The organism is Mesorhizobium sp. YC-39 (genome assembly GCF_025753795.1).
Taxonomy (GTDB): domain Bacteria; phylum Pseudomonadota; class Alphaproteobacteria; order Rhizobiales; family Rhizobiaceae; genus Mesorhizobium.
In genome coordinates this window covers 110,806-137,098 of the sequence record NZ_JAOWPS010000001.1, presented here as the reverse complement: position 1 = coordinate 137,098, position 26,293 = coordinate 110,806, and the positions used below count along the sequence as shown (strand labels likewise).

Here is a 26,293-nt window from a genome sequence, read left to right as displayed (position 1 = left end):
TCCCAGGGCGAAGCAGGAGCGAAGCGACGTTGCGGAGATCCTGGGATGACGAAAGGGAGGAAGCCTACGCACCCAGCCCTTCGAACAGGATCGTCGACAGATAGCGTTCGGCGAAGGACGGGATGACGACCACCAGGGTCTTGCCCTTGTTTTCCGGCCGCGAGCCGACGACGATCGCCGCCTGCAGGGCGGCGCCCGAGGAGATGCCGACCGGCACGCCTTCGAGGCGGGCGACGAGGCGGGCATTGGCGACCGAATCCTCGTTCGAGACCTTGACGATCTCGTCATAGATCGTGGTGTCGAGGATCTTTGGCGCAAAGCCGGCGCCAATGCCCTGGATCTTGTGCGGGCCGGGCTGGCCGCCGGACAGCACCGGCGAGGCTTCCGGCTCAACGGCGACGACATGGACCGAGGGCTTGCGCTTCTTCAGCACCTGGCCGACGCCGGTGATGGTGCCGCCGGTGCCGATGCCGGCGACGAAGATGTCGACCTCGCCATGGGTGTCGTTCCAGATCTCCTCGGCCGTCGTCGTGCGATGGATTTCCGGATTGGCCGGGTTTTCGAACTGTTGCGGAATGACCGCGTCGGGCAGCGTCGCCGCCAGCTCGTCGGCCTTGGCGATCGCGCCCTTCATGCCCTTCGGCCCTTCGGTCAGCACCAGCTCGGCGCCGAGCAGCGCCAGCATCTTGCGGCGTTCGACCGACATCGTCTCCGGCATGGTCAGAATCAGCTTGTAGCCCTTGGCGGCAGCGGCAAAGGCGAGCGCGATGCCGGTGTTACCGGAAGTCGGCTCGATCAGCGTGGTGCGGCCGGGTGCAATCCTGCCCGATGCCTCCAGCGCCTCGATCATGGCGACGCCGATGCGATCCTTGACCGAGGCGATTGGGTTGAAGAATTCGAGCTTGGCAAGCAGATTGGCGACGACGCCTTTTTCCCTGGCGAATTTGTCGAGCCGCACCAGCGGCGTGTCGCCGATCGTCTCGGTGATCGAATTGAAGACGCGGCCGCGGCCGGGCACGCGGGCAGGGGTGACGGGCTTGTTCATTGGTTTCGCTCCCAGGTCAGGCAATTGGCATCAGCGGACAGAATAGGACTTTCAACCGCGCAAGATAGGCTGCGGCTCGAAAATATCCGAGTGGGACTCATGCTGAAAACAGTTGCACCCCGGAATACCATTTCCGGGAGCGGCCTCAATTCGGAATGGTTTGGCCGTAAAGGCCCCTATTGCCGCGCGGCAATCGCCGCGGCAGCCCCGACCATGAAGCCGGCGGCGGTGCGGTTCAGGGCTTTCAGCGCCCGCGGCGACTTCAGGAACCAGCGCGCCTTGGCCGCCAGCGCCAGATAGGGCACCAGCACCACCAGGAGCACGATCACGGTGAGCGCGACGAGGATGCCGTAATCGGCAAGCGTGATGGTCTTCAGGTCGACGATGGTCGGGGTGATGGCGAGGTAGAAGATCATGGTCTTCGGATTGCCGAGGGTGACCGCGAGGCCGGCGATGAAGCTCGACGCCAGCCCGCCCTTGCCCTTCTTCGCTTCAACTGTTTCGGGCGTGATGCCGCTCGTCCAGAAACGCCAGCCGAGGAAGGCGAGATAGGCGACGCCGGCCCATTTGATCGCCAGGAATACCATGCCGAAGGTCTGCGCGACGAAAGCGAGGCCGAGCACCACCGCGGTGAGATAGGTCAGATCGCCGAGCATCAACCCGAACGACATCGCCAGCGACGAGCGGAAGCCGGAGCCGAGCGCACGCGCCACAAGCGCGGTGACGCCGGGACCGGGAATGGCGGCGGCGACGCCGAGGGCAGCACTGTAGGCAAGAAATCCTGTAAGGGTCATAGTCAGCCTTGTCGCACAATGGCGGACTGGCGTGAATTCCCTGACGGCCGGATTCGATTGCACCAGTTGCGCGCAAGGCTATCGGATCAGGACCGGCTGGCGCTGTAGGTCACGCGCCAGATGGTGCCGTTGCCGTCCTCGGTGACGATCAGCGCGCCGTCTTTCGCCACCGCCACGCCGACCGGGCGACCCCAGACTTCTTCATCCGAGACGACGAAGCCGGTCATGAAATCCTCATATTCGCCGGTCGGCTTGCCGTCCCTGAACTTCAGCCGAACGACCTTGTAGCCGGTCCTGACGCCGCGGTTCCACGACCCGTGCAGGGCAACGAACGCATCCCCCTGATAGTCGGGCGGAAAGCTCTTGCCGTCATAAAAGACGATGTTGAGCGGCGCCGAATGCGCCTGCATCAGCACGTCGGGAATGGTGGCCTTGCCGGCAAGGTCGGGGCGCTCGCCCTTGCGGCGCGGATCCTCATTGTTGCCGATATAGTACCAGGGCCAGCCGTAGAAGCCGCCTTCCCTGACGGTTGTTGCGAATTCAAACGGCACATTGTCGCCCAGCGAGTCGCGCTCATTGACGACGCACCACAACGCACCCGTCGCCGGCTGGATGGTCATGCCCGCGCAATTGCGCAGGCCCGTGGCCACGACCCGCCTGTTCTTGCCGTCCGGATCGAAGGCCAGCACATTGGCGCGGCCCTCATCCATGCCCCAGGCCGCGCCCAGCGGCTTCGACTTCGCCCAGGCGTCGAGGCCGCCATCCGGTTCCTTCCCCATGCCCTCCTCGCCCACATTCGAGTAGGAGCCGACCGACAAATAGAGTGTCTTGCCGTCCGGAGAGAAGGCGATGTCGCGGGTCCAGTGGTTCTTTCCAGGAATATTGTCGACAATTGTCTCCGGCTTGCCTTGGGCTTTCAGGTCGCCATTACGGTATGCAAAGCGTATGACGCGGTTGCGGTTGGCGGCATAGACCCACTGCGGATTGTCTCCCAGGGGATAAAAGGCAATGCCGTAAGGCCGCGTGAGGTTGCTGGCGAAGATAGACTTCATGGCAGGATCAGCGCTGCCCTCGGCGAGACGATAAACGCGTATCTGATTGTCTCGGCTGTTGGCAACGAACAGGTCACCATTCGGCGCCACACGAACGACACGGGAATCGGCGAGGCCGGAGGCGATAAGCTCGGCGGTAAAGCCCGCCGGCAGGATCGGCTTGACCTCTTCGGGCCGTTCAACGACGCCGGGGCCATTCGAGGCCGATTCGGTAACGAATGGCGGCTGCAGGTCCTCAGGCCTGATCAAGCGGCGCACTCCCGGCCGGTCGGCATGCCAGTCGCCGAAGGCAGCTTCGCCTTTCAGCAGCGGCTCAGCCGCCTCCTCGGCAAAAGCGGCTGTCGCAACAAGCAGGGCGGCGCCCACAAGACCGGCAAATCGCATCATTCTGCCCTCCAGCGTCAAAATCGCGCTTGCCCGTCGCCTCACGTCCCCGCAGCGTAAAAGTCGTCGTCAAGGCGCTTTTCCAGCGTCACGAGGTCTTCCGGCAATGGCAGGCCCATGGCGCGCATTTCCCTCAGCTTTTCGCGCAACTGCTCCTGGATTTCATGCTGGTCCTCGGGCTGATTGACCATTTCTTCCAGCAACATGCTGATCTGGGCCTTGAATGATTCCAACGCCATTCTTTTTCTCCTTACCTCAGCATCCGGGAAATAAGCTGCGCCGTATAGTCGACCATCGGTACTATGCGCGCATAGTTCAGCCGGGTCGGGCCGATCACGCCGAGCGCGCCGATGACGCGGGCATCCTTGTCGCGATAGGGCGCGACGACCAGCGAGGAGCCCGACAGCGAAAACAGCTTGTTTTCCGAGCCGATGAAGATGCGGACGCCCGGCCCGTCCTCGGCGAGGTCAAGCAGCTGGATCAGCCCGTCCTGCGTCTCCAGATCCTCGAACAGGTGCCTGAGCAGCTCGATGTCGGCCTGGGCGGTGACGTTTTCCAGGAGATTGGCGCGGCCGCGCACGATGAGCCGCGCCGGTAGGCCACTTTCAGCGCCGGCCCACACCGCCAGGCCTTTCTCGACCAGATCCTGCGACAGCGTGTCGAGGGCAGCCCGCGTCTCTTCCTTGATGCGGGCGATCTCGATCCGTGCCTCGGCCAGCGTGCGGCCGCGGATATGGGCGTTGAGGAAGTTCGAGGCTTCATGCAGTTGCGACACGGTGATGCCGGCGGGCAGGTCGACGACGCGGTTTTCGACGTCGCCATTCTGCGACACCAGCACGGCCAGCGCCTTGGTCGGCTCGAGCTGGATGAATTCGATGTGTTTCAGCGCCACTTCGTTCTTGGCGGCGAGCACGAGGCCGGCGCCGCGCGACATGCCGGACAGCATCTGGCTGGCTTCGGTCAGCATGTGCTCCAGCGTCGCGCCCGAGCCGGACGCCCGCACCTGCGCCTCGATGATGCGGCGCTCCTCGTCGGAGAGGTCGCCAAGCTCCATGAAGGCATCGACGAAGAAACGCAGGCCCGCCTGCGTCGGCAGCCGGCCGGCCGAAATGTGCGGCGCGTAGATCAGGCCGAGATGCTCGAGATCGCTCATCACATTGCGGATGGTGGCCGGCGACAGCGACGACGGCAGTATCCGCGACAGGCTGCGCGAGCCGACCGGCTCGCCATCCCTGAGATAGGAATCGACTATGCGCCGAAAGATGTCGCGCGAGCGCATGTCAAGCGATTGGAGCGCTGGCGATTGCGACGCGGGATCGACTGCCTTGGTCATTCGGGCCAAAAACCTCCAATATCAAGGATATAGAGTTCGGCGGTGTCCGCGCAACCCGGTTGCGTGAGCGCTGCTCAGTCCATTTTCCTTTGCGCCATGCGCGCCATGCGGTTACAAGCCGGCCACGATTCCGAACATAACAAGAAAGAAGTCCGAATGCGCCCTTCCAAACGCCAACCCGACGAAATGCGCGCGATCTCCTTCGAGCGCGGCGTTTCCAAGCATGCGGAAGGCTCGTGCCTAGTGAAATTCGGCGATACGCATGTTTTGTGCACGGCGAGCCTCGAGGAGAAGGTGCCGGGCTGGATGCGCAATTCCGGCAAGGGCTGGGTGACGGCGGAATACGGCATGCTGCCGCGTTCGACCGGCGAGCGCATGCGCCGCGAGGCTTCCGCCGGCAAGCAGGGCGGCCGCACGCTGGAAATCCAGCGGCTGATCGGCCGTTCGCTGCGCGCCGTGGTCGACCTGCAGGCGCTGGGCGAGCAGCAGATCACCGTCGATTGCGACGTGATCCAGGCCGATGGCGGCACGCGCACCGCCTCGATCACCGGCGGCTGGGTGGCGCTCTACGACTGCCTGCGCTGGATGGAAGCGCGGCAGATGGCCAGTGTCGCCAAGGTGCTGAAGGACCATGTCGCGGCGATCTCCTGCGGCATCCATGACGGCCAGCCGGTCATCGACCTCGACTATATCGAGGATTCCTCGGCCGGCACCGACGCCAATTTCGTCATGACCGGCAAGGGCGGCATCGTCGAGATCCAGGGCACTGCCGAGGGCGAGCCGTTTTCGGAAGAACAGTTCGCGGCGCTGATGGGCCTGGCCAAGAAAGGCATCCAGCGCCTGGTCAGCCTACAGCAGATGGCTGTGGCTTAGTCTGATGCAACCCTCTGCTATCCTTGAGTCAGCGCTCTACGTCACCGATCTCGTCAAGGCCGAAACCTTCTATCGCGACGTGCTCGGCCTCGAAGTGCTCGGCAAGGTCGAGGGCAGACATCTCTTCTTCCGCTGTGGATCCGGCGTTCTCCTCCTCTTCAACGCCGAGGCGACCAAAATCCCGCCGGCGCCTGATGCAAAGCTAAAGGTGCCGCCGCACGGAACGGTCGGCGACGGCCATCTCTGCTTTGTCGCAAGCGCGGACGAAATCCTCCGCTGGAAGGCGCATCTCGAGGCGAAAGAAATCGCCATCGAAAGCGAGTTCGAATGGCCGCAAGGCGGCCGCTCGATCTATATTCGCGATCCCTCCGGCAATTCGATCGAATTCGCCGAACCAAGGATCTGGGGCATCTGATGCATTCGCCAACTGCTCATTCACTCGACGGAAACAGGATCGTCGTCGCCAGCCACAATGAAGGCAAGCTGCGCGAATTCGCCGACCTGATGGCGCCCTTCGGCTTCGAAGCGAAGTCGGCAAAGGAATATGGCCTGCCTGAACCGGACGAGACCGGTACCACCTTCGAAGAGAACGCCTATATCAAGGCTTTTGCCGCAGCCGAGGCGACAGGCCTGCCGGCGTTGTCGGACGATTCCGGCCTGTGCGTCGACGCGCTTGACGGCGCGCCCGGCGTCTACACCGCCAACTGGGCCGAAACGCCGAACGGTTCGCGCGACTTCGGCATGGCCATGCAGCGCACCGAAGTGGCGCTGCAGGACGTCGGCGCGGTCGATCCAGCGCAGCGCAAGGGCCGCTTCGTCGCCGTCATCTGCCTCGCTTTTCCTGATGGAGTGGCCGAATATTTCCGTGGCGAGGTCGAGGGCACGCTGGTGTGGCCGCCGCGTGGCGAACTCGGCTTCGGCTATGACCCAGTGTTCTTGCCGGACGGTTTCGAAAAGACCTTCGGCGAGATGAGTGCTGCGGAAAAGCATGGCTGGAAGCCCGGTCAGCCGGAGGCGCTGTCGCACCGCGCCCGCGCCTTCCAGAAATTCGCACAAGCCCGATTGGATTTGGCGCGATTGGATTTGGCCCGATCGGGCTCGAAATGACCATGCTGCTCGACCGCAGCCCCGGCTTCGGCGTCTACATCCACTGGCCATTCTGCGCGGCCAAGTGCCCCTATTGCGACTTCAACAGCCATGTGCGCCACCAGCCGGTCGACCAGGAGCGTTTCGCGCGTGCCTTCGAGACGGAGCTGGCGGCAATGCGCGCCCGCACCGGGCCGCGCGAGGTGACCAGCATCTTTCTCGGCGGCGGCACGCCGTCGCTGATGAAGCCACAAACCGTGGCGACGGTGCTGGATGCCGTGGCAAAGAACTGGACGGTGCCCGATGGCATCGAGGTGACGCTGGAGGCCAACCCTTCATCCGTCGAGGCCGAGCGCTTCCGCGGCTATCGCGCAGCCGGCGTCAACCGGGTGTCGCTCGGCGTGCAGGCGCTCAACGACAAGGATTTGCGCTTCCTTGGCCGGCTGCACAATGTCGAGGAAGCACTGCAGGCGATCGGGCTGGCCAGAGAGACATTCCCGCGCCTCTCCTTCGACCTGATCTATGCGCGGCCGGGCCAGACGCCCGAGGCCTGGCAGGCCGAGCTCGAGCAGGCCATCGGCCATGCCGCCGACCATCTGTCGCTCTACCAGCTGACCATCGAGGAAGGCACTCCGTTCCACGCGCTGCATGCGGCGAAGAAATTCACCATTCCCGACAATGATCACGCCGCCGATCTCTATCAACTGACGCAGGAGATCACTTCGGCGCATGGCCTGCCGGCCTACGAGATTTCCAACCACGCCAGGCCAGGCGCGGAAAGCCGGCACAATCTGACCTATTGGCGCTATGGCGAATATGTCGGCGTTGGTCCCGGCGCGCATGGCCGCTTCGTCGAGAATGGCCGCCGCACCGTGACGATCGCGGAGAGAATCCCGGAGACCTGGGCCAATCTGGTCGAGGCCAAGGGCCATGGCATCACCGGCGGCGAAACCTTGACGCGTTCCGAAGAAGCCGACGAGTTCCTGCTGATGGGGCTACGACTGACTGAGGGCATCGATCTCACCCGCTATGAGACGTTTTCCGGTCGCGGCCTGTCGACCGCGCGGCTGTCTATGCTGCAGGGCGAAGGCCTGGTGGCGCCGATCGGCAACACCCGCCTGCGCGCCACGCCAGCCGGCATGATCGTGCTCGACGCCGTGGTGGCGGATCTGGCTCGTTGAGCTCAACCGCAAGCCAGCCGATCCATCGCGGACAATTTATCGTCTCGCACAAGAATGTTAGACACTCGGCTCAGTCAAATGAAGCCGTCGCATCCAACATGGGCCTGCCATGAAGTTTCTGATCCATGAGACACTGCGAACTTTGAACACGGATGATGTTTTCGAGCTCAACGGACTTACCCTCGATCAGTACATACCGCTGACCAAGACAATACGTGAGATTTGGGATGAGTAATTGCCTTGGTCGAATAGGTGCTGGCAGATCTTGAAAAACGTCCTCTTCGTCTGCAGCCAGAACCGCTTGCGCAGCCCGACAGCGGAGCAGGTGTTTTCCAAGCGCTGGGATATCGAGGTCGCCTCGGCGGGAACGAACCACGATGCCGATACGCCGCTGACGCATGAGCTGGTTGCCTGGGCCGATATCATCTTCGTGATGGAAAAAGCACACCGCGCCAAGCTGCAGAAGAAATTCAAGGCAAGCCTGAAGAAGGCACGGGTGATCTGCCTCGATATCCCGGATGACTATGAATTCATGGATCCGGTTCTAATTCAGCTTCTGGAGACGCGGGTTTCACGGTATCTCGGTTGAGAGGCCACTTGCGAGGCATGCCAATGAACCTGACCGTTTCCTCCTGGCAATTCTGGGCGCTGTTGTCGGCGACCTTTGCGGCGCTGACGGCGATCTTCGCAAAGGTCGGCATTGAAAACATCAATTCCGATTTCGCCACCTTCATCCGCACGATCATCATACTCGTCGTGCTCGGCGCCATTCTCCTGGCCAGCGGCCAGTTCCAGCCGCCTGATACAATCTCTGGCAAGACCTGGCTTTTCCTCGGCCTGTCCGGCCTGGCGACCGGCGCTTCCTGGATTTGCTACTTCCGCGCCCTGAAAATCGGCAATGCGGCGCAGGTGGCGCCGATCGACAAGCTAAGCGTCGTGCTTGTGGCGGTGTTTGGCGCGGTCTTTCTCGGCGAGCGACTGTCCGGTGCGAACTGGCTTGGCGTCGCCCTTATCGCGGCGGGCGCGGTGCTGGTCGCCTATCGGGGGTAGCGGCACGCCCTCGCGGGCGCTTTTCGTTTCGAGACGGGTGATGAAGATATCGAAGCGATTGGGCATCGTCCGGTCAGTGCTCCGTCGTGCTGTCGGTTTCGGTCTTGGCATCCGCCAACAGGCGACGCAAAAGCCGTTTGCCGGCTTCCTTTCTATCGGCGTCCGCGGCCTCGGCAGGCAGGTTCTTGTCCCTTAGCGCTGCGAAGCGCTTGCGGCCGGCATAGTAGGGTTCAAAAACGTCCTGTATCTTCAGACTGTCCATCCTGCTCCTCCCAAGAGATCAAGATAAAAATCCGCCGGGACCGGTTTCGTTCCCTACTGTGGCGAAGGCATGGCGCCTCCTTGACATCTGCGTGGCTTTTGCAACCGGGCGTCAGCCGTGCCAAACAGGTCAAACGCATTGAAGCGGCTAGAGGGCAGCGGTGACCGGCGACAAACGCAGCTATGTGATCGGGCAAACCGAGCTGGCCGCCCGGCCGCTCGAGCCGGCGCTCTATCTGGTGGCGACGCCGATCGGCAATCTGGCCGACATCACGCTGCGGGCGCTGGAAACGCTGGCGGCCGCCGACATCGTCGCCTGCGAGGACACGCGCGTCAGCCGCGTGCTGCTCGACCGCTACGGCATCCGCCGCCGCACCACCGCCTATCATGAGCACAATGCCGGCGAGGCTGGGCCTAAGCTGATTGCGGCACTCGAGGCCGGGCAGAGTGTGGCGTTGATCTCGGATGCCGGCACGCCGCTGATCTCCGATCCCGGCTACCGGCTGGTCGGCGAAGCGATCGACCGCGGCATCCGCGTCGTGCCGATCCCCGGCCCGTCGGCGCCGCTTGCCGCACTGACGGCGTCCGGCCTGCCCTCGGACGCCTTCCTGTTCGCCGGCTTCCTGCCGGTGAAATCAGGCCAGCGGCTGACCCGGCTGGAAGCGCTGAAAACCGTCCCGGCGACACTGATCTTTTTCGAATCGCCGCGCCGGCTGGCCGAGACGCTTCTTGCCATGGTCGAGGCGCTGGGCGGGGCCCGCAAGGCGGCGATCGGCCGCGAACTGACCAAGACCTTCGAGGAAATGCGGACCGGCACCTTGCAGTCGCTCGCCGAACACTATGAGGCGGCCGACACGCCGAAGGGCGAGATCGTCATCTGCGTCGGCCCCGCCGAAACCAGGGCTGACGAACCAGAAGACATCGACCGGCTGCTTATTTCGCTGGCAGCCGAGATGCCGGCCTCCAAGGCGGCAGCGGAAGCGGCGAAGATGACCGGCGGCCAGAAGCAGGTGCTGTACCGGCGGCTGCTCGAACTCAAAGATAGCAAAGAGGGCCGGGGCATCACCGGGAAAGACGGTGATGGCTGAACGCCCGCTCGCCAGCCGCCAGAAAGCCTATCGGCGTGGCCATCGCGGCGAATGGCTGGCGTCAGCGGCACTGATGCTGAAAGGCTACCGGATCCTGGCCCGTCGCCACCGCACGCGGTTCGGCGAGATCGACCTGATCGCGCGGCGCGGCGATCTGGTGCTGTTCGTCGAGGTCAAGGCGCGCCGCACGCTGATGGAAGCGATGGAGGCTGTTCGCTACGATTCGGAGCGCCGTATCGAAAGCGCGGCCGACCTTTGGCTGTCGCGCCAGCCCGACTATGGCAGGCTGTCAATGCGCTTCGACATGGTGGCGGTGCTGCCCTGGCGCTGGCCGGTGCATGTCGAGAACGCGTTTTATGGAAGGAATTGAGGGAGGTCGTCCGAATCCAGCGAGACGTCAGCGGGACAGCGCCCCCCTCTGGCCTGCCGGCCATCTCCCCCACTTGGGGGGAGATCGGATGTCACCGCTGCTTTCGCCAATCACCAGCGTTGAAGGAAGAGTGCCGCCAGTAAGGCTGCCAATCTCCCCCCTCGTGGGGGAGATGTCCGGCAGGACAGAGGGGGGCGCGAAGGAACTCGACGGAGCAGTACAGGAACAGCCCTGCCGTCACCCCCAGATCATCAGCGCCACAAGCCCGACGCCGCCGACCACAAGCCGCCACCAGCCGAACAGCGCATAGCCGTGGCGCGATACGTATTCGAGCAGGAAGCGCACGACGAGCAGCGCGGTGACGAAGGCGGCGATGAAGCCGACGGCGATGATCGGCAGGTCGGCGCTGCTCAGCACGTTGCGGTTCTTGAACAGGTCGAAGGCGAAGGCGCCGACCATCGTCGGGATGGCGAGGAAGAAGGAGAATTCCGCCGCCGCCCGCTTGTCGACGCCCAGCAGCAGCGCGCCGACGATCGTCGAGCCGGAGCGCGACGTGCCGGGGATCAGCGACAGGCACTGGAACAGACCTATCTGCAGATAGAGCCGGGTCGGAAACCGCTCGACGTCGCGGTAGACCGGCTTCAGCTTCATGCGGTCGACCAGGAGCAGGACCACGCCGCCGATGATCAGCATGATGCAGATCAGCCGCGGCGATTCAAACAGGATCGTCTTGATGAAATCATGCGCCAGCGCGCCGATGATGGCCGCCGGCAGGAAGGCGATGAGGATGCCGAGGGCGAAATGGCGCGTCAGCCGGTCGTATGGCAGGTCCATCGCCATCTTCCACAGACGGTGGAAATAGACGCTGAGGATCGCCAGTATTGCGCCGAGCTGGATCAGGATCTCGAAGGCCTTGCCGGTCGAGTGGAAACCCAGAAAATGGCCTGCAAGCAGGATATGGCCGGTGGAGGAGACTGGAATGAACTCGGTCAGCCCCTCCAGCAGGCCGAGCAGCAGCGCTTCGACGATGGTCTGGCTTTCCATGGCAACCTCGGCGTTCGATTGAGAGCTTGAAGGAACGGCTTGCTAAAGGGCTTGCTTGTCACGGCGCGGAACTCCCCCTATAGGTCGCAGCACCCTGACAGCCCGGTGAATCGGGCGGTCAAGACTTACCGGCGCAGCCGGCGATTTGCCAGTGCGCTCTATTATCGCGGGACCATGCTGACGCTTTTTCACCACCCGATGTTCGCCTCCTGCCGGTTCGTGCGGCTCGCTTTCGGCGAGTATGGCGAGGAACTGGCGCTGATCGAGGAAAAGCCGTGGACGCGGCGCAAGGAGTTTTTGGCGTTGAACCCGGCCGGAACCTTGCCGATCCTGCTGGCCGAAGGCGATGTGCCGATCGTCGGCGCCATGGTCATCGCAGAATATCTCGACGAGACGCGCGGCGTGCTGAAGCGCGACAAGCGGCTGTTCGCCGAAGACCCGATGGAGCGCGCCGAAATCCGCCGGCTGACCGACTGGTACCTCAACAAGGCCGAGAGCGAGGTGACAAGGCATCTGGTGCGCGAACGCGTGCTGAAGCCGGTCATGCCGGAGACGGCGGGCGGCGGCTCGCCCGATTCGGGAGCGATCCGCGCCGCGCGCGCCAATATCCGCCAGCACATGAAGTACACTAACTGGCTGGCCGGCACGCGCCACTGGCTGGCCGGCAACAAGGTGACCTATGCCGACCTCGCCGCGGCGGCGGCACTTTCGGTGCTCGACTATCTCGGCGAGATCGACTGGCGCGAACACTCGGCGGCGCGCGAATGGTACACACGGGTGAAATCGCGGCCATCGTTCCGGCCGCTTCTGTCCGACAGGGTGCGCGGCCTGTCGCCGGTGTCGCATTATGCGGACCTCGATTTCTAAGAACGAACCCCTGCGCGCGCTGATCGACCGCGAGGCGAAGCGCGCCGGCTTCGACGCCATTGCCGTGACCACGCCCGATGCCATCCCGCTGGCGCCGGCCCGGCTCGCCGCATTCGTCGCCGACGGTTTTCACGGCTCGATGGGTTGGATCGCCGAGACGCTCGAGCGCCGGGGTGATCCGGCGGCATTGTGGCCCGAGGTCCGCTCGATCATCGTGCTGGCGATGAATTACGGCCCCGACCACGATCCGCGCGCGGTGCTCAACAAGCGTGACCGCGGCGCGATCTCCGTCTATGCGCAAAACCGCGACTATCACGAGGTAATGAAAGGCCGGCTGAAGGAGATCGCCGGCAAGATCGTGGCCCGCGCCGGCGGTGATGTTAAAGTGTTCGTCGACACCGCCCCGGTGATGGAAAAGCCGCTGGCCGAAGCCGCTGGCCTCGGCTGGCAAGGCAAGCACACAAATCTGGTAAGCCGCGAGCACGGTTCCTGGCTGTTCCTTGGCACCATCTTCACCACGGCCGAGTTTGCCGCGAACCACGCGGAGGAAGACCATTGCGGCTCCTGCCGCGCCTGTCTCGACGTCTGTCCGACCGACGCCTTTCCGGCGCCCTACCGGCTCGATGCGCGGCGCTGCATCTCCTACCTCACCATCGAGAACAAGGGACCGATCCCGCATGAATTCCGCGAAAGGATCGGCAACCGCATCTATGGCTGCGACGACTGCCTGGCCGCCTGCCCGTGGAACAAGTTCGCCCGCGCCGCCTCGGAGGCGAAGCTCGTCGCCCGCGCGGATCTGCGCGAGCCGCCGCTGGCCGAGCTGCTCGGCCTCGACGATGCCGCTTTTCGCGCGTTCTTCACCGGTTCGCCGATCAAGCGCATCGGCCGCGATCGCTTTGTCCGCAATGTGCTGATCGCCGCCGGCAATTCCGCCGATTTGTCGCTTGTGGGCTCGGTCCGCGCGCTGCTCGGCGATGCCTCGCCGCTGGTGCGCGGTGCGGCGGTGTGGGCGCTATCACGGCTTGTGCCTGAAACCGAATTTGCCGAACGCGCCAAGGTGGCGGTGAAAACCGAGAGTGAGGTGGCCGTTCGAGATGAATGGCGGATGGCGCTGCCAAGGCCGATCGAGGCGTATGCATGAGTGGATTCTTCATTTTCGGCGCCGGCTATTCGGGCAAGGCCTTTGCCCGCGCCAGCCAGGATGCCGGCACAATCTTCGGCACGACACGCTCGCCGGAAAAATTCGCGGCGCTACGGCAGGCCGGGATTGAACCTCTGCGTTTCGACGGCGCGCTCACAACTGAGATCGCGGATGCGCTCGGGAAGACAACCCATCTCATCGTCTCGGTGGCGCCGGAAGAAGCAGGCGATCCGGTGCTGAATGCAATGCGCCAGACGATTGCGGCCGGCATGCCGGCGCTCGAATGGATCGCCTATCTCTCGACCGTCGGCGTCTATGGCGATTACGGCGGCGCATGGGTCGATGAAACGGCTGAATGCCGGCCGGTGTCGAAGCGCTCGGTCCTGCGTGTCGCCGCCGAGCAGGAATGGTTGCAACTCGGCCAGGCGACCGGCCGGCCCGTGGCGATCCTGCGGCTTTCCGGCATCTACGGCCCTGGCCGCAATGCGCTGGTCAATCTGGAGAACGGCACGGCCCGGCGGCTGGTCAAGCCGGGCCAGGTGTTCAACCGCATCCATTGCGACGACATTGCCGGGGCGCTGCGGCATCTCGCCGGAAGCAATACCGGCGGCATCTTCAACGTCACCGACGACCTGCCGGCGCCACCGCAGGACGTCGTCGCCTATGCCGCCTCCCTGATGGGCGTCACGCCGCCGCCCGAAATTCCGTTCGAGACTGCTCAACTTTCGCCCATGGCGCGGTCCTTCTATGGCGAGAACAAGCGCGTCGCCAATAAAGCGCTCAAGGCGACCGGTTATCGCTTCCGCTTTCCCGATTATCGTGTCGCCTTCGACCGGATGTGGGCCGATCGCAATTGGCGCGATGGCGAAGCGCGCAGCCCGATGAGGTGATCGAAGCGGTGCGGCGTGATATGATTAGACTTGAACTCGCGGAGGGGCTCATGAAGATGTTGCAACGCGCATGGACGCCGCTCATGGCGGCAGCGTTCTGTGTCCTGACGGGACTTGCGGCGCAGCCCGCAGCGGCGGAGGAATTGGCGAAAGACCTGTTCGGCGCCAAGAAGCTGCCGGCGGTGGCGGCACCGCAATCCTTCGGCTTCTATTCCAAGGGCTGCTTTGCCGGCGGCGTCGCCATCCCCATGGACGGCCCGCACTGGGAGGTGATGCGGCCTTCGCGCAACCGCCGCTGGGGCCATCCAGCGATGATCGGGCTGATCGAGAAATTGTCGCGCGACGCCGCCGCCGATGGCTGGCCCGGCCTCTTGGTCGGCGACATTTCGCAGCCGCGCGGCGGCCCGATGCTGACCGGCCATGCCTCGCACCAGATCGGCCTCGACGCCGACATCTGGCTGACGCCAATGCCCGACAACAGGCTTTCGACCAACCAGCGCGAGAAGATGAGCGCCACCTTGCTGGTCGACGAAAAGACCCATCTGGTGAAGGAGGCGCTGTGGACGCCACAGCATGCGCGGCTCCTGAAGCGGGCGGCGAGCTACCCTGAAGTCGAGCGCATCCTGGTCAATCCCGGCATCAAGAAGAAGCTATGCGATACGGTGAAGGGCGACCGCGCCTGGCTGCGCAAGATCAGGCCGTTCTGGGGCCATGACTATCATTTCCACATCCGCATCGGCTGCCAGCCCGGCTCGCCCGACTGCAAACGGCAGGAGGCGACAGTGCCGGGTGACGGCTGCGACCAGTCGCTGGCCTGGTGGTTCACCGACGAACCATGGCGCCCTGCCAAGAACCCCGACAAGCCGAAGGCGCGCGAGCTGATGACCATGGCAAGCCTGCCCAGGGAATGCCGGGCCGTGCTCGACGCGCCGGCTCCGTCCTCGGCTGAAGCCGCCACCTATCATGGCGACGGCAGGTCGATCGCGGCCGCGGCCCCCGAACCCGCTGTCGCGGCTCCGGAACCGGCGATCACAGATGGTGCCGGCGCGCTGCCGGCTTCGGTCAATGCCTTCGCGGCAACGCCCGAGATCGGCATCCCGCTGCCCCGGCCGCGGCCGGGCAACTGACATTGAAGCGACTTCCCCTTTCCCAGGTCATGCGCTAGTCAACAAAGAACAGCGGCAGACTAGAGCAATTCCAGGAAAAGTGTGTAACGGTTTTCCGTCCGGAATTGCGTCAAAACAAAGAGATAGAGCCGTTCTGCGCTCACAGAAACGCAGAACGGCTCTAGTGGAACGGGGACAGACAAGAGCATGGCAGGCGACGACGACACCGTGTTGCGGTTTCCGATCCTGATCGGCGACATTGGCGGCACCAATGCGCGCTTCTCGATCGTGCTCGACGCGAATTCCGAGGCGGGCGAACCGACCATCGTGCAGACCGCCAATTTCAACACGATCGACGAGGCGATCCAGGCGGCGGTGCTCGATCGCTCGTCGGTGCGGCCCAACTCCGCCGTGCTGGCGGTGGCCGGCCCGGTCGACAGCGACGAGATCCCGCTCACCAACTGCCCGTGGGTCGTCAAACCTAAGCAAATGTTTGCCAGCGTCGGCATTGGCGATGTCGTGGTGCTCAATGATTTCGAGGCGCAGGCGCTGGCCGTCGTGGCGCTCGGCGAAGAGCATATGGAAAAGATCGGCGGCGATGCGCCGGAGCCCAATGCGGGACGGGTGGTGCTCGGTCCCGGAACCGGGCTTGGCGTCGCCGGGCTGGTCTATGCGCTGAACCACTGGATACCGGTGCCCGGCGAGGGCGGGCACATGGATATCGGGCCGCGTACGCCGCGCGATTTCGAGGTGTTTCCCCATATCGAGAAGCTGGATGGCCGCATCTCGGGCGAACAGATCCTGTCCGGACGCGGCCTCGTCAACGCCTACCGGGCGGTGGCCAAGGCGGACGGCAAGCCGGCGCCCTTCACCAAGCCGGCCGAGGTCACCGCCGCGGCGCTGGCGAAGTCGGATCCGGTGTCCGAGGAAGCGCTCGAGATGTTCGTCACCTGCCTCGGGCGCACCGCCGGCGACCTGGCAATGGTGTTCATGAGCCGTGGCGGCGTTTTCTTGACCGGCGGCATTGCCCAGAAGATCCTGCCGGCGCTGAAAGCCGGCAATTTCCGCGCCGCCTTCGAGGACAAGGCGCCGCACAGCGAGCTGATGCGCACCATGCCCGTCTATGTCATCACCCATCCGCTGGCGGCACTTTCCGGCCTTGCCGCCTATGCCAGGAACCCCTCGCTGTTCGGCGTCCAGACGGCGGGGCGGCGCTGGCGGGCTTAGTCTCTCTTTCCAAAAAACCGGTTCCCACTTTTTGGGATCATGCTCTGACGCGCGACGAAGTTAGTCATCCCAAGCCATAGGCAAGCCGTCGCCGGGACGCTAAGAGAAGTGCCTGATATCAGCCCGGCCGCGACGCCGAACGGATCACGGAACGACTTGAACCAAGCGCCCAAACACCATGCGAAGGCCCAGCCCGGCGAGGTCGTGGCGGTGGTGCGCCGTATCCTGACCGAGAACGGACGCGACTACCGGTGGTCCTACGTCTTCACCATACTCTGCCTGCTGACCGTGTCGGGAACGACAGCGGTCACCGCCTTGATCATGAGTCCCGTGGTCAACCAGATCTTCTACGAACGGCGTGGCGATCTCATCGCCTGGATCTGTGCTGCGATCCTGGGCGCCTTCATCCTGCGCGGCCTGGCCGGCTACGGCCAGGCGGTGACGCTGGCCAAGATCGGCAACAATCTGGTGGCGCGCTACCAGAAGCGCATCTTCGACCATCTGATGAAGCTCGGTGTCGGCTTCTTCAGCGACACGCGTTCGGGCCGTCTGGCCGCGCAGATCAACGAGAACGTCAACGGCATCCGCGACCTTCTGTCGATGACGCTGACATCGATCGCGCGCGACGGCGTGACGCTGATCGGGCTGATCTGCGTCATGATCTACCAGGACCCGATCCTGTCCTTGAGCTCGCTGCTGATCGGGCCACCGCTGATCTACACCGTCACCTATCTGATGCGGCGGGTGCGGCGCATTACGCGTGAATCGGTGCAGATCAACGCGCGGCTGATCGGCGCCATGCAGGAAGCCACGCAAGGCATCGCCATCGTCAAAGCCTTCACCATGGAGGACGAGCTATCGCGCCGCATCGGCAAGCTCGCCGACGACGCGGAGCAGCGGACGAACAAGATCGCCCGCGTCTCGGAACGGCTGACGCCGATCTCAGAAATACTGGCCGGTTTCACCGTTGCCGGCGTCATTGCCTATTCCGGCTATCGGGCGACCGTGCTCGGACAGCCGCCGGGCGCTGTCTTCTCCTTCATCACCGCGCTGCTGCTCGCCTACGACCCGGCGCGGCGGCTGGCCCGCATGCAGGTTGGCATGGAGCGGGCGCTGGTCAATGCGCGCATGATCTACGAGCTGCTCGACCTCGAGCCGCAGCAGGGCGATGCACCGGGAGCGGTCGCGGCGAAGTTCACCAAGGGCGAGGTGCGCTTCAACAATGTGTCGTTCGGCTATGTCGCGGAGACGCCGGTGCTCAGAGATCTGAGCTTCGTTGCCGCCGCCGGCAAGACGACGGCGATCGTCGGCGCCTCGGGCGCCGGCAAATCGACGCTGGTGGCACTGTTGCAGCGCTTCCATGATGTCGACAAGGGCAGCATCGAGATCGACGGGGAGGACATTTCGCGGGTGACCAAGCAGTCGCTGCGCGGCTCCATCGCCTATGTCTCGCAGGCGCCCTATCTGTTCGAAGGCACCATTCGCGACAATATCCGCTATGGCCGGCCGAGCGCCACGGACGCAGAGATCGAGCTTGCCGCGCAACAGGCCGCCGCCGACGATTTCATCCGCCAGCAGCCTGAGGGTTACGACACGCCAGTCGGCGAAAACGGCGTGACGCTGTCGGGTGGCCAGCGCCAGCGCGTGTCGATCGCCCGCGCCATCGTGCGCAATGCACCGATCCTTCTGCTCGACGAGGCGACCTCGGCGCTCGATAATGAGGCGGAAGCGCGCGTCCAGCAGGCGCTGACCCAGGTGATGGAAGGGCGTACCACCATCGTGATCGCGCACCGGCTGTCGACCGTGGTCAATGCCGACCAGATCATCGTGCTGGAGGAGGGCCGGCTGGTCGAGCAGGGTACGCATGCCTCGCTGATGGCCGACCCGCACAGCGTCTATGCCCGTTTCCACCGGGTGCAGGGCAACAAGGGGCTGGGGCTTGTCGACGACGCCAAGTCTATCCAAAATGCCGGGCACATCCAAACTCCGGCGCCACAACCACCGGTGCGACGCGCGAAGAAGGCGGTCGGGAGAATCTTATGAGCGGCACGTCCCCAAACGACACAAGCGATATGGGCCTGGTGGTGGTGGGCGCGGCCGGCCGCATGGGCCAGGCGCTGATCCGCGCCATCCATACGATCCCTGGCGCGCGCGTCGCCGGTGCGGTCGAGCGGTCCGGTTCGGCCTATCTCGGCAAGGATGCCGGCGAGCTTGCCGGCATCGGCATCATCAACGTGCCGATCGGCGACGATCCGTTGCCGGCCTTCGCCAAGGCCGATGGCGTTCTCGATTTCACGGCCCCTGCTGCAACGGTCGAATTCGCCGGCTATGCGGCGCAGGCGCGCATCGTCCATGTCATCGGCACCACCGGCTGCTCGGATGATGACAATGCCAGGATTGCCGCCGCCGCGCGCCACGCGACGATCGTCAAATCAGGCAATATGAGCCTCGGCGTCAATCTTCTGGCGGTGCTGGTGGAACAGGCGGCGCGCGCGCTCGACGCCGACGATTTCGATATCGAGATCCTTGAAATGCACCACCGGCACAAGGTCGACGCGCCTTCTGGAACGGCGCTGCTGCTCGGCGAAGCGGCGGCGGCCGGGCGCGGCATTCAACTTGCCGGCAACGATGTGCGGTCGCGCGACGGTCACACCGGCGTGCGAAAAGCCGGCTCCATCGGCTTTGCCGCGCTGCGCGGCGGCTCGGTGGTCGGCGATCATTCCGTGATACTGGCCGGCACCGGCGAGCGCATCACGCTTGCCCATCATGCCGAGGACCGGGCGATCTTCGCCCGCGGCGCGGTCAAGGCAGCGCTTTGGGCGCGCGGCAAGAAGCCCGGGCTCTATTCGATGCGGGACGTGCTCGGGCTCGGTTGAGAAAATCCAGAACTATTTGTCTTTACGCAATTCCGGACGGAAAACCGCTACACACTTTTCCTGGAATTGCTCAAACCTGAAGGAGCAGAAATGTCGAGAACTCTCGTGCTCGTGCGGCATGGCCAGAGCGAATGGAACCTGAAGAATCTGTTCACCGGCTGGCGCGATGTCGACCTGACCGAGCAAGGCCACAAGGAGGCCAAGGAGGCGGGCGCCAAGCTTAGGGCACGCGGCCTGAAATTCGACATCGCCTTCACCTCGGCGCTGATCAGGGCGCAGAAGACCTGCCAGCACATTCTCGACGCGGTCGGCCAGAGCGAGCTTGAAACCATCCGCGACCAGGCACTGAACGAACGCGACTATGGCGATCTTTCCGGTCTCAACAAGGACGACGCACGCAAGAAATGGGGGGAGGAGCAGGTGCATGTCTGGCGCCGCTCCTACGACGTGCCGCCGCCCGGCGGCGAAAGCCTGAAGGACACCGGCGCGCGCGTCTGGCCCTATTATCTGCACGATCTGCAGCCGCATGTGCTGCGCGGCGAAACCGTGCTGGTGGCGGCGCACGGCAATTCGCTGCGCGCGCTGATCATGGCGCTGGACGGCAAATCGGGCGAGGAGATCGTCAAGCTGGAACTCGGCACCGGCGTGCCGATCGTCTACACGCTCAACGCCGATTCGACGGTGGCGTCGAAGGAAGTGCTGGAGAGCTGAGCCGCAGTGGATTGCGGCTTTCAAAAAAGCGCGTTGACACCCATCGCTTGCCCGCTTACATGAGCCCGCACCAGCCCAGATGGCGGAATTGGTAGACGCGCACGGTTCAGGTCCGTGTGCCGCAAGGCGTGGAGGTTCGAGTCCTCTTCTGGGCACCAAATTCCTGTTTCGAACCGTTCGATACGGTTCAGAAGCCCAAGAAAAGCCCGGTTTTGTCGGGCTTTTTTTGTTGCACTAAACAATTCCAGGACAGTGAGAATTGGTTTTCCCTCACGTTCAGCTCAACGAGTGCTATCTCGGCCGACGTGCAGCAGCAATGACCTGCATAAGAGCAACGCTGTCGATGTCGGGGTCACTGGATTCAGCTATAGCAAGCGCCACGGCGTCCGCCATCTGGGCGACGGCATCGCTGCTGATCGTCCCCTGCCTTTCCAGTAAGTTGATTAGTTCGACAACGAGAAGGAAGCCGTTCACGCCATACCGTTCGGCTTTGAGCTCGAATTCGTCCGGCGCCAATTTCTTCGAATCTCCGTCAGCCCTTTTATCCACGAATGGCCGCCTCCTTTGCAGCAAGCTATCATCACTTAACGTACGAAAGGTCTAATCCTTGCTATTCCGGCTGGTAACTTCCCGTAGGGGCAAGGTCATGCTGACGGTTCAGCCAAGGATGACGCCTGCCAGCAAAAAGTGTTTGTTTGCCAAGAATCCATCGCTCGCCTCCCATTAGGCTTTGTTATTTAACGGATAAAGCCAGGACGATAGTCCCGCCTATAGGTCCAAATCACTTCATTCAGCACCAGATTGGACGCGGACCCGGCTTGAATTCGTATAGGCGCCCGTCTTCCTCAGCCGGGATGGCTGAGTTAGCTTTTCAGCACCCCGTAGCACCGCCTCGGCGGTGGCGGCCCGCTCTTCATCGACCCGCGCCATCACCAAGATGACGCCTTGTGCAACGTTCAGCTGCCCTGTCTTTTTGCCAAAATCGGTAAGTATACTGCAAAGCCCGCCAGCAAAGCCGCCCCAGGCGGCACCGACAAGGGCCAAACCAGCCATCATTCCGACAGCACTACTGCCGAAGCCGGCTAACAGACCGGCCGTCGCGCCGATAGCCATGCCCGCGCTCGGACCGAGCCAGACACTCGTCTCATCGCTGTAGGATCCGACGACGCTAATATGTTCACCGTTGTCGTTGTAAGCTCCCACCACGGTAATCTGTTCGCGAGGAACTCCCGACGCTCGAAGCGCGGCAACGGCACTCGCCGCCTGCGAATGGGAATCGAACAGTCTGCTAATCGTTCGCATTTGACATCAAGTCGCCCGCCGCTGGTAAGCGGCGGGCTTCTCCTCCTCCCCACGCCATCCAGGTCAATTGATGATCTTGACGGCCTTGCGTGTACCTGGATCAACAAGGACGGTGCGATGGACGGCATCATCTTCACGCCAGGCCTACCCAAACTTGAGACAGCTTTGAACGTTCCCTGGTCAGCCTTCAGTCCGTCCCGAGCCCGTCTTTCATAGGACTTAAGTCCGACGTGTCGCGCGCAAAGGGCGGGAGGATGGTGCCACTCCGGAACTGCAACTGATCATCCTCGTTGCTCACTGCAAGTTACCGGAGGAGCCCCATGGAGAAGAGTGTTTATCAAGCCCGCTGGCTACTGGCGCCGATCTTCGCTGTCTCCATGACGTTCCTGGCGATTGGCATGCTCGTCAACTGAGGTCGATTTCAATGGCATCTGCGCAGCTACGTCCCTTCCTGCGCCGATAGGGTTCGCACCACCACGCCGCCGCGGTGATGCGAACCCTCAATTGCGGGGTGCCTGTGATCAACATTCGGAAGGTGCGGGTTGGGTGTGCGGCCGCATAATAAGCGCTAGATCTGATCGGAGCCGAGACATCAAAATGAAGTACGCCGGCTGAAAATCCAGGGGAACATTAGCGGCCTCTGAAAGTTCGAGTAATGGCGGGTAGTGCCCTCCACTCCCTGCCGGAGATCGGGCCATAGACCTGATCGGGCCCGCGCTTCGCCGCCAGAAGCGCGGGCTCACTGTTTTGCTTTTCAAACGGAGTTGCAGAACGCGCCTTCCGACACAGAACACCTTCACCCCTTATGCGCCAACGTCGGACCTAAGGCCGAATCAAACCCGGCAAAGGTCCTACCGACGTCAGGACCAAAGCCTAAGTTGGGAACATCGGCAGGAAAGGCACGTTCGCCTCCTGGGTGTCCGCATCAACGCCGACTGTCACAGGACGAGAGCCGCGAGAGTGATGCAAACAGCGGTTCGCTCGCATCAAGGAGAGAACTTATGAGAATCCCCCTTTCGACTTCGCTTGCAGGAATTTTGCTCTTGGCCGGCATCGGAGCGGTTGCCGCACAGGACGTGATCATCGCGCCCGAGCAGGAGACGGTTGTACGTGAATACGTAAAGAAAAAGCCGCTCGCCTCGGTCAAGATACCAGGGGTGGAACTGAACATAGGGTCCGCCCTTCCAGAAACGGTCGAGCTGTATGAAGTGCCGGATGTGCAGTATCGCTATGTGGTTGTTGATGACCGGACTGTCCTGGTCGATCCCGGCACGCGCAAGATTGTGAAGATCTTGGACTGAAATAACTGTCGGTGAAATAATTCCACCGCTGCCCTTCTTCGAGTGGCGGTGGAATTTCGGGAGGTCGAAATGTCCTATGATTTGATGGAAGCTATGTTCGAACGCAGGAATGAGGGCGCCCGGATTTCGGGCGTATACGATGTCCGGCGCAAGCAGGACGCCAAACTTGCGCCTCGCAGATTGGGCGAAGCAATCCAATTCGTGGCGCTGGCCCCGCCCGAGTGCTACGTTGTGCGCTCGGCTAAGGTGGCGTTCGGGGAGAAAAGGAACGAAGGCCTCCGCGCAAATGAATGCGCAAGGATCTGGGCCAAATACGGAATGTCGCTTTTGGATAGAATTTGAAGCCCGACATCGTATTGCCGGTAGTGTTTCACTTGTTCGCACCTCCAACTGTTCTAAATGTCGAGTCACCAAGCAGGGTAGGCGAGGACACGGCCGGTGAAGCCCAGACAAATGAACCGTGCGCTACGTTGAAAATTTCTACCGATATTGGAGCAGGCTTTCGCTGGCCTTGCAGTTCGTTATTGCTGGCGGCATCGCCCTGCTGGCTGCGATGCTGGTGGTGGGCTTGTGGGTTACCTCGCAGATCAGGGAGGCCGTTATTCGCAACTCCGCCGGCACCACCGCCCTTTATGTCGACAGCGTCATTGCGCCGCTTCTGCCGGATATGCGCAAGAGCGAGGAGCTCAGCGAGGGTGTCAAACGAGCGCTCGACGAGACGTTGGACCAGGGCGCGCTTGGAAAAAAGCTGGTCTCGTTCAACCTCTGGGGGCGTGATGGCAAGATACTATACGCCAAAGACCCGCGGCTGATCGGCCAGGTGTTTAAGCCGAGTGCGAGCCTGATACGCGCGTTCGGGGGAGAGGTCGTTGCAGAGTTCGACAGATTGGACGGCAGCGAGCGGCCAGGGCAGAAGGCGACCACTTCGCCTCTGCTTGAGATTTACAATCCGGTGCGCGAGCCATGGTCGGGCGATGTGGTTGCCGTTTCGGAATTCTACGAAGTCGCCGACGACCTCCAGAAAACCCTGAATGCGGCTCTGTGGTCGAGCTGGCTTGTGGTGGGAGGAGCGACGGCGGCGGCGCTGGCAATGTTGTCCGGCATCGTGCTTCGCGGCAGTCGCACAATTCAGAGACAGCGTTTGGCGCTTGAAGCAAAAATCGTTGAACTTCAAGAACTGCTCTCGCAAAACTCGAAATTGCGCCATCGCGTCCAGCGCGCATCGCGGCGCGCCACGGCAATCAACGAGCGCTACTTGCGGCGCATTGGCGCTGATCTTCACGACGGCCCAGCTCAGCTTGTCGCGCTGGCGGCGCTTCGGCTGGACAGTCCGCAACTGGTCGATCCAGCCGCGTCATCGACAAATCGCAAAGCCGAGATAACAGACATCCATCATACGCTGGACGAAGCAATGCGCGAGATACGCGCCATCTGCAACGGCCTTGTGCTTCCACAGATCGAAACCGCGGCAGTTGGGGATATATTGCGACTTGCCGTTACCGAGCATCAGCGACGGACCGCGTCCTCGGTGTTGCTTACACTTCCTGCGAGGCTCCCCGAACTCGGAACATCCGAAAAGATCAGCATCTATCGTTTCGCCCAAGAGGGTTTGAACAACGCCTGGCGTCACGCAAACGGCAAAGACCAGGCGGTCAACGCTTCAATGACGGGCGGCAAGCTCCAGATTCAGGTCTCAGATGGCGGCCCCGGCTTCGATCTGGCATCCAGCGAAGGGCTCGGACTGGCCGGCTTGAGGGAGCGCATAGAGAGCATTGGCGGGCGTTTCGAAACGTCTTCCAGCGGCATGGGTACGCGGTTGACCGTGACCCTATCAATCGAGGAACAACAATGAGCGCTGTCGTCCGCATCACCGTTGTTGATGATCATCCCCTTTTTCGCGAGGGTGTTTCACGCAGCCTGCGTGAAATCGGTGGTTTCGAAATCGTTGGTGAAGGCGCTACCGCTGCCGATGCTGAAAGGCTTGCCCAGATCGAGAAGCCAGACGTGATGCTGCTCGACATAAGCATGCCCGGCGGCGGCCTGCGGGCCGCTGCGAACATTCTGGCAAAGGACCCGGACCAGAAGATCGTCATTCTCACCGTATCGGAAGCAAATGCCGATCTGGCCCTCGCACTTAGGACAGGTGTTCGTGGCTACGTTCTGAAAGGGGTCCGTTCGAGTTCGTTGGCCGAGATCCTGAAAAGCATCGCCGCCGGAGAAAAATACGTCTCGCCCATGCTGTCAGCCCAATTGTTGAACGAGCTGATCCAGCCCCGGAAAGTCGATCTTGTTGACCAACTCTCCGACCGTGAAATTGGAATATTAGAGTTGGTGGCGGAGGGCCTGAGCAACAAGGAAGCCGCAAAGCGGCTCTTCCTGCAGGAGAAGACGATAAAACATCACATGACGCGTATTCTTGCCAAACTCAAAGTCCGCAATCGCACAGAGGCAGCGCTTTTACTGTACGAGTCCAAGACCAAGGCCAGCTGACCTGATGCACCAGCCTGCCCGTGGTTCGGGGTCTTTGCGCAATTCCTAGGGAAAGTGCTACGCGCTTTCCCGGGAAAACCGTTTCACACTTTTCCTGGAATTGCTCCAGAGCGCCTTGACGTCAAAGGGCCTTTAATCGCTTCACGTCGGAAGCTCTTGCGGCGCGATCTATAATCGTGCGGCCAAGCGCGTCCTTCATACTGAACCGGCCAGCCTCGATTTTCTCGCTGATCCCGTCGGGGTGGACAACCTCGATGACGTTGCCTCGAACTGTCACTTTGTCCCCCGTCGCGAGATTTACCCTGGTTTTCTGGCTGCTATTGCTGGCATTGTCGGCGTCACTTCCATCGTCACTCTCACCGCTGTCATTGCCGTTAGAGTTGCCGTTATTGCCCTTGCCCTTGCCGCCTCCGCTGTTGCCGCCTCCGCTGTTCTTCGCATAAGCAGCAGCGGGATCAACCTTGAGAATCCCTGTCTGGCCGAGTTCGAGACTGTAGGGCAGGACTGTCAGCATCCCCGCTAGCGAGACACGAGCGATAAGCCGGCAAAACCAACGCAATGAGGGAATGGGCATTCTGCTTCTCCCTGGCGGCGAGGACGCAAGCATAAGCTCTACAGCCGGCCTCGTGCCTCATAGTAATCAATTTGATCCAGCATAGAAATTGCTCCACTTGGGCCTTTTTCGCGAACCTAAGAATTTCATCAAAGGTTCCAATCAACTTGAAACGGCCCTCCATCCAGCTTTGTTCCTCGCCGGATCCTTCTGGTATTTGTCAACTTCCGACAATCAGACCTTGGTCGTAATCGGATATGTCCAGAAG

General features: G+C 62.5%; 30 protein-coding genes and 1 tRNA gene. 21 read left to right on the top strand and 10 right to left on the bottom strand.

Going from position 1 to position 26,293, the window contains the following annotated elements; genetic code table 11:
- Positions 1-64 precede the first annotated feature (64 nt).
- The 5 genes from cysK to hrcA form a co-directional block, all read right to left on the bottom strand.
- A complete protein-coding gene (gene cysK, locus OHD62_RS00695; RefSeq protein WP_263780279.1) occupies positions 65-1,045 on the bottom strand; it encodes a cysteine synthase A in 981 nt (326 codons plus the stop codon).
- A gap of 176 nt (positions 1,046-1,221) precedes the next feature.
- Entirely contained in the window at positions 1,222-1,839 is a 618-nt protein-coding gene (locus OHD62_RS00690) for a LysE family translocator (protein WP_263780278.1), read from the bottom strand.
- 86 nt (positions 1,840-1,925) lie between these two features.
- Positions 1,926-3,278 (bottom strand): PQQ-dependent sugar dehydrogenase, encoded by a 1,353-nt coding sequence (locus OHD62_RS00685; RefSeq protein ID WP_263780277.1) that lies wholly within the window; start codon positions 3,276-3,278, stop codon positions 1,926-1,928.
- Between the two features lie 38 nt (positions 3,279-3,316).
- A complete protein-coding gene (locus OHD62_RS00680; RefSeq protein WP_263780276.1) occupies positions 3,317-3,514 on the bottom strand; it encodes a hypothetical protein in 198 nt (65 codons plus the stop codon).
- Positions 3,515-3,525: 11 nt separating this feature from the next.
- The gene (hrcA, locus tag OHD62_RS00675) at positions 3,526-4,608 is read right to left on the bottom strand and encodes a heat-inducible transcriptional repressor HrcA (RefSeq protein ID WP_263780274.1); all 1,083 of its coding nucleotides are present in this window, start codon (positions 4,606-4,608) and stop codon (positions 3,526-3,528) included.
- A 156-nt stretch (positions 4,609-4,764) separates the two neighbouring features.
- On the opposite strand from hrcA, the gene rph reads away from it, so the two are divergent.
- The 6 genes from rph to OHD62_RS00645 all read left to right on the top strand — a co-directional run bounded on the left by rph (position 4,765) and on the right by OHD62_RS00645 (position 8,798).
- Positions 4,765-5,481 carry a ribonuclease PH gene (gene rph, locus OHD62_RS00670; RefSeq protein WP_097576566.1) on the top strand — a complete coding sequence of 239 codons (717 nt, stop codon included), beginning with the start codon at positions 4,765-4,767 and terminating at the stop codon, positions 5,479-5,481.
- Between the two features lie 4 nt (positions 5,482-5,485).
- Positions 5,486-5,896, top strand: coding sequence for a VOC family protein (locus OHD62_RS00665; protein WP_263780273.1), 411 nt, complete (start codon positions 5,486-5,488; stop codon positions 5,894-5,896).
- Entirely contained in the window at positions 5,896-6,588 is a 693-nt protein-coding gene (rdgB, locus tag OHD62_RS00660; protein ID WP_263780272.1) for an RdgB/HAM1 family non-canonical purine NTP pyrophosphatase, read from the top strand. The genes OHD62_RS00665 and rdgB overlap by 1 nt, the downstream gene beginning before the upstream one ends.
- Entirely contained in the window at positions 6,585-7,748 is a 1,164-nt protein-coding gene (hemW, locus tag OHD62_RS00655) for a radical SAM family heme chaperone HemW (protein WP_263780271.1), read from the top strand. The genes rdgB and hemW overlap by 4 nt, the downstream gene beginning before the upstream one ends.
- 265 nt (positions 7,749-8,013) lie before the next feature.
- Complete coding sequence (locus OHD62_RS00650; protein WP_263780270.1) at positions 8,014-8,337, top strand: low molecular weight protein tyrosine phosphatase family protein; 324 nt, start codon at positions 8,014-8,016, stop codon at positions 8,335-8,337.
- Between the two features lie 23 nt (positions 8,338-8,360).
- Complete coding sequence (locus tag OHD62_RS00645) at positions 8,361-8,798, top strand: EamA family transporter (protein ID WP_263780269.1); 438 nt, start codon at positions 8,361-8,363, stop codon at positions 8,796-8,798.
- Between the two features lie 73 nt (positions 8,799-8,871).
- On the opposite strand, the gene OHD62_RS00640 is transcribed toward OHD62_RS00645, so the two are convergent.
- Positions 8,872-9,060, bottom strand: coding sequence for a hypothetical protein (locus OHD62_RS00640; protein ID WP_263780267.1), 189 nt, complete (start codon positions 9,058-9,060; stop codon positions 8,872-8,874).
- A 160-nt stretch (positions 9,061-9,220) separates the two neighbouring features.
- Between OHD62_RS00640 and rsmI the strand changes: the two genes are divergently transcribed.
- The gene (rsmI, locus tag OHD62_RS00635; RefSeq protein WP_263780266.1) at positions 9,221-10,147 is read left to right on the top strand and encodes a 16S rRNA (cytidine(1402)-2'-O)-methyltransferase; all 927 of its coding nucleotides are present in this window, start codon (positions 9,221-9,223) and stop codon (positions 10,145-10,147) included.
- The gene (locus OHD62_RS00630) at positions 10,140-10,517 is read left to right on the top strand and encodes a YraN family protein (RefSeq protein ID WP_263780265.1); all 378 of its coding nucleotides are present in this window, start codon (positions 10,140-10,142) and stop codon (positions 10,515-10,517) included. Before rsmI ends, OHD62_RS00630 begins: the two co-directional genes overlap by 8 nt.
- Positions 10,518-10,754: 237 nt before the next feature.
- Here OHD62_RS00630 and OHD62_RS00625 read toward each other — a convergent pair whose 3' ends face one another.
- Positions 10,755-11,561, bottom strand: a complete 807-nt coding sequence (locus tag OHD62_RS00625; RefSeq protein ID WP_263780264.1) for an undecaprenyl-diphosphate phosphatase — start codon at positions 11,559-11,561, stop codon at positions 10,755-10,757.
- Between the two features lie 174 nt (positions 11,562-11,735).
- Here OHD62_RS00625 and OHD62_RS00620 point away from each other — a divergent pair, with 174 nt between their 5' ends.
- The 9 genes from OHD62_RS00620 to OHD62_RS00580 all read left to right on the top strand — a co-directional run bounded on the left by OHD62_RS00620 (position 11,736) and on the right by OHD62_RS00580 (position 20,537).
- Positions 11,736-12,428, top strand: a complete 693-nt coding sequence (locus tag OHD62_RS00620) for a glutathione S-transferase family protein (protein ID WP_263782248.1) — start codon at positions 11,736-11,738, stop codon at positions 12,426-12,428.
- Complete coding sequence (gene queG / locus OHD62_RS00615; protein WP_263780263.1) at positions 12,409-13,569, top strand: tRNA epoxyqueuosine(34) reductase QueG; 1,161 nt, start codon at positions 12,409-12,411, stop codon at positions 13,567-13,569. Before OHD62_RS00620 ends, queG begins: the two co-directional genes overlap by 20 nt.
- Complete coding sequence (locus OHD62_RS00610) at positions 13,566-14,459, top strand: SDR family oxidoreductase (protein ID WP_263780262.1); 894 nt, start codon at positions 13,566-13,568, stop codon at positions 14,457-14,459. The genes queG and OHD62_RS00610 overlap by 4 nt, the downstream gene beginning before the upstream one ends.
- Before the next feature lie 50 nt (positions 14,460-14,509).
- Positions 14,510-15,586 carry a penicillin-insensitive murein endopeptidase gene (mepA, locus tag OHD62_RS00605; protein ID WP_412177329.1) on the top strand — a complete coding sequence of 359 codons (1,077 nt, stop codon included), beginning with the start codon at positions 14,510-14,512 and terminating at the stop codon, positions 15,584-15,586.
- Positions 15,587-15,772: 186 nt separating this feature from the next.
- On the top strand, positions 15,773-16,792 hold the full coding sequence (locus tag OHD62_RS00600) for a glucokinase (protein ID WP_263780261.1): 1,020 nt from the start codon (positions 15,773-15,775) through the stop codon (positions 16,790-16,792).
- A gap of 156 nt (positions 16,793-16,948) precedes the next feature.
- The gene (locus OHD62_RS00595) at positions 16,949-18,835 is read left to right on the top strand and encodes an ABC transporter ATP-binding protein (protein WP_263780260.1); all 1,887 of its coding nucleotides are present in this window, start codon (positions 16,949-16,951) and stop codon (positions 18,833-18,835) included.
- A complete protein-coding gene (gene dapB / locus OHD62_RS00590; RefSeq protein WP_263780259.1) occupies positions 18,832-19,668 on the top strand; it encodes a 4-hydroxy-tetrahydrodipicolinate reductase in 837 nt (278 codons plus the stop codon). Before OHD62_RS00595 ends, dapB begins: the two co-directional genes overlap by 4 nt.
- Before the next feature lie 90 nt (positions 19,669-19,758).
- A complete protein-coding gene (locus tag OHD62_RS00585; RefSeq protein WP_263780258.1) occupies positions 19,759-20,379 on the top strand; it encodes a 2,3-bisphosphoglycerate-dependent phosphoglycerate mutase in 621 nt (206 codons plus the stop codon).
- 73 nt (positions 20,380-20,452) lie between these two features.
- Positions 20,453-20,537 (top strand) — tRNA-Leu (locus OHD62_RS00580).
- 133 nt (positions 20,538-20,670) lie between these two features.
- On the opposite strand, the gene OHD62_RS00575 is transcribed toward OHD62_RS00580, so the two are convergent.
- On the bottom strand, positions 20,671-20,928 hold the full coding sequence (locus OHD62_RS00575) for a hypothetical protein (RefSeq protein ID WP_263780257.1): 258 nt from the start codon (positions 20,926-20,928) through the stop codon (positions 20,671-20,673).
- Between the two features lie 237 nt (positions 20,929-21,165).
- A complete protein-coding gene (locus OHD62_RS00570; RefSeq protein WP_263780256.1) occupies positions 21,166-21,681 on the bottom strand; it encodes a hypothetical protein in 516 nt (171 codons plus the stop codon).
- Positions 21,682-22,682: 1,001 nt separating this feature from the next.
- Between OHD62_RS00570 and OHD62_RS00565 the strand changes: the two genes are divergently transcribed.
- The 4 genes from OHD62_RS00565 to OHD62_RS00550 all read left to right on the top strand — a co-directional run bounded on the left by OHD62_RS00565 (position 22,683) and on the right by OHD62_RS00550 (position 25,472).
- On the top strand, positions 22,683-22,982 hold the full coding sequence (locus OHD62_RS00565) for a DUF1236 domain-containing protein (RefSeq protein WP_263780255.1): 300 nt from the start codon (positions 22,683-22,685) through the stop codon (positions 22,980-22,982).
- A gap of 69 nt (positions 22,983-23,051) precedes the next feature.
- A complete protein-coding gene (locus tag OHD62_RS00560; protein WP_263780254.1) occupies positions 23,052-23,324 on the top strand; it encodes a hypothetical protein in 273 nt (90 codons plus the stop codon).
- A 169-nt stretch (positions 23,325-23,493) separates the two neighbouring features.
- Positions 23,494-24,834 (top strand): sensor histidine kinase, encoded by a 1,341-nt coding sequence (locus OHD62_RS00555; RefSeq protein WP_263782246.1) that lies wholly within the window; start codon positions 23,494-23,496, stop codon positions 24,832-24,834.
- Positions 24,831-25,472 (top strand): LuxR C-terminal-related transcriptional regulator, encoded by a 642-nt coding sequence (locus tag OHD62_RS00550; protein ID WP_263780253.1) that lies wholly within the window; start codon positions 24,831-24,833, stop codon positions 25,470-25,472. Before OHD62_RS00555 ends, OHD62_RS00550 begins: the two co-directional genes overlap by 4 nt.
- A gap of 121 nt (positions 25,473-25,593) precedes the next feature.
- Here OHD62_RS00550 and OHD62_RS00545 read toward each other — a convergent pair whose 3' ends face one another.
- Positions 25,594-26,046 carry a hypothetical protein gene (locus OHD62_RS00545; RefSeq protein ID WP_263780252.1) on the bottom strand — a complete coding sequence of 151 codons (453 nt, stop codon included), beginning with the start codon at positions 26,044-26,046 and terminating at the stop codon, positions 25,594-25,596.
- Positions 26,047-26,293: the final 247 nt, after the last annotated feature.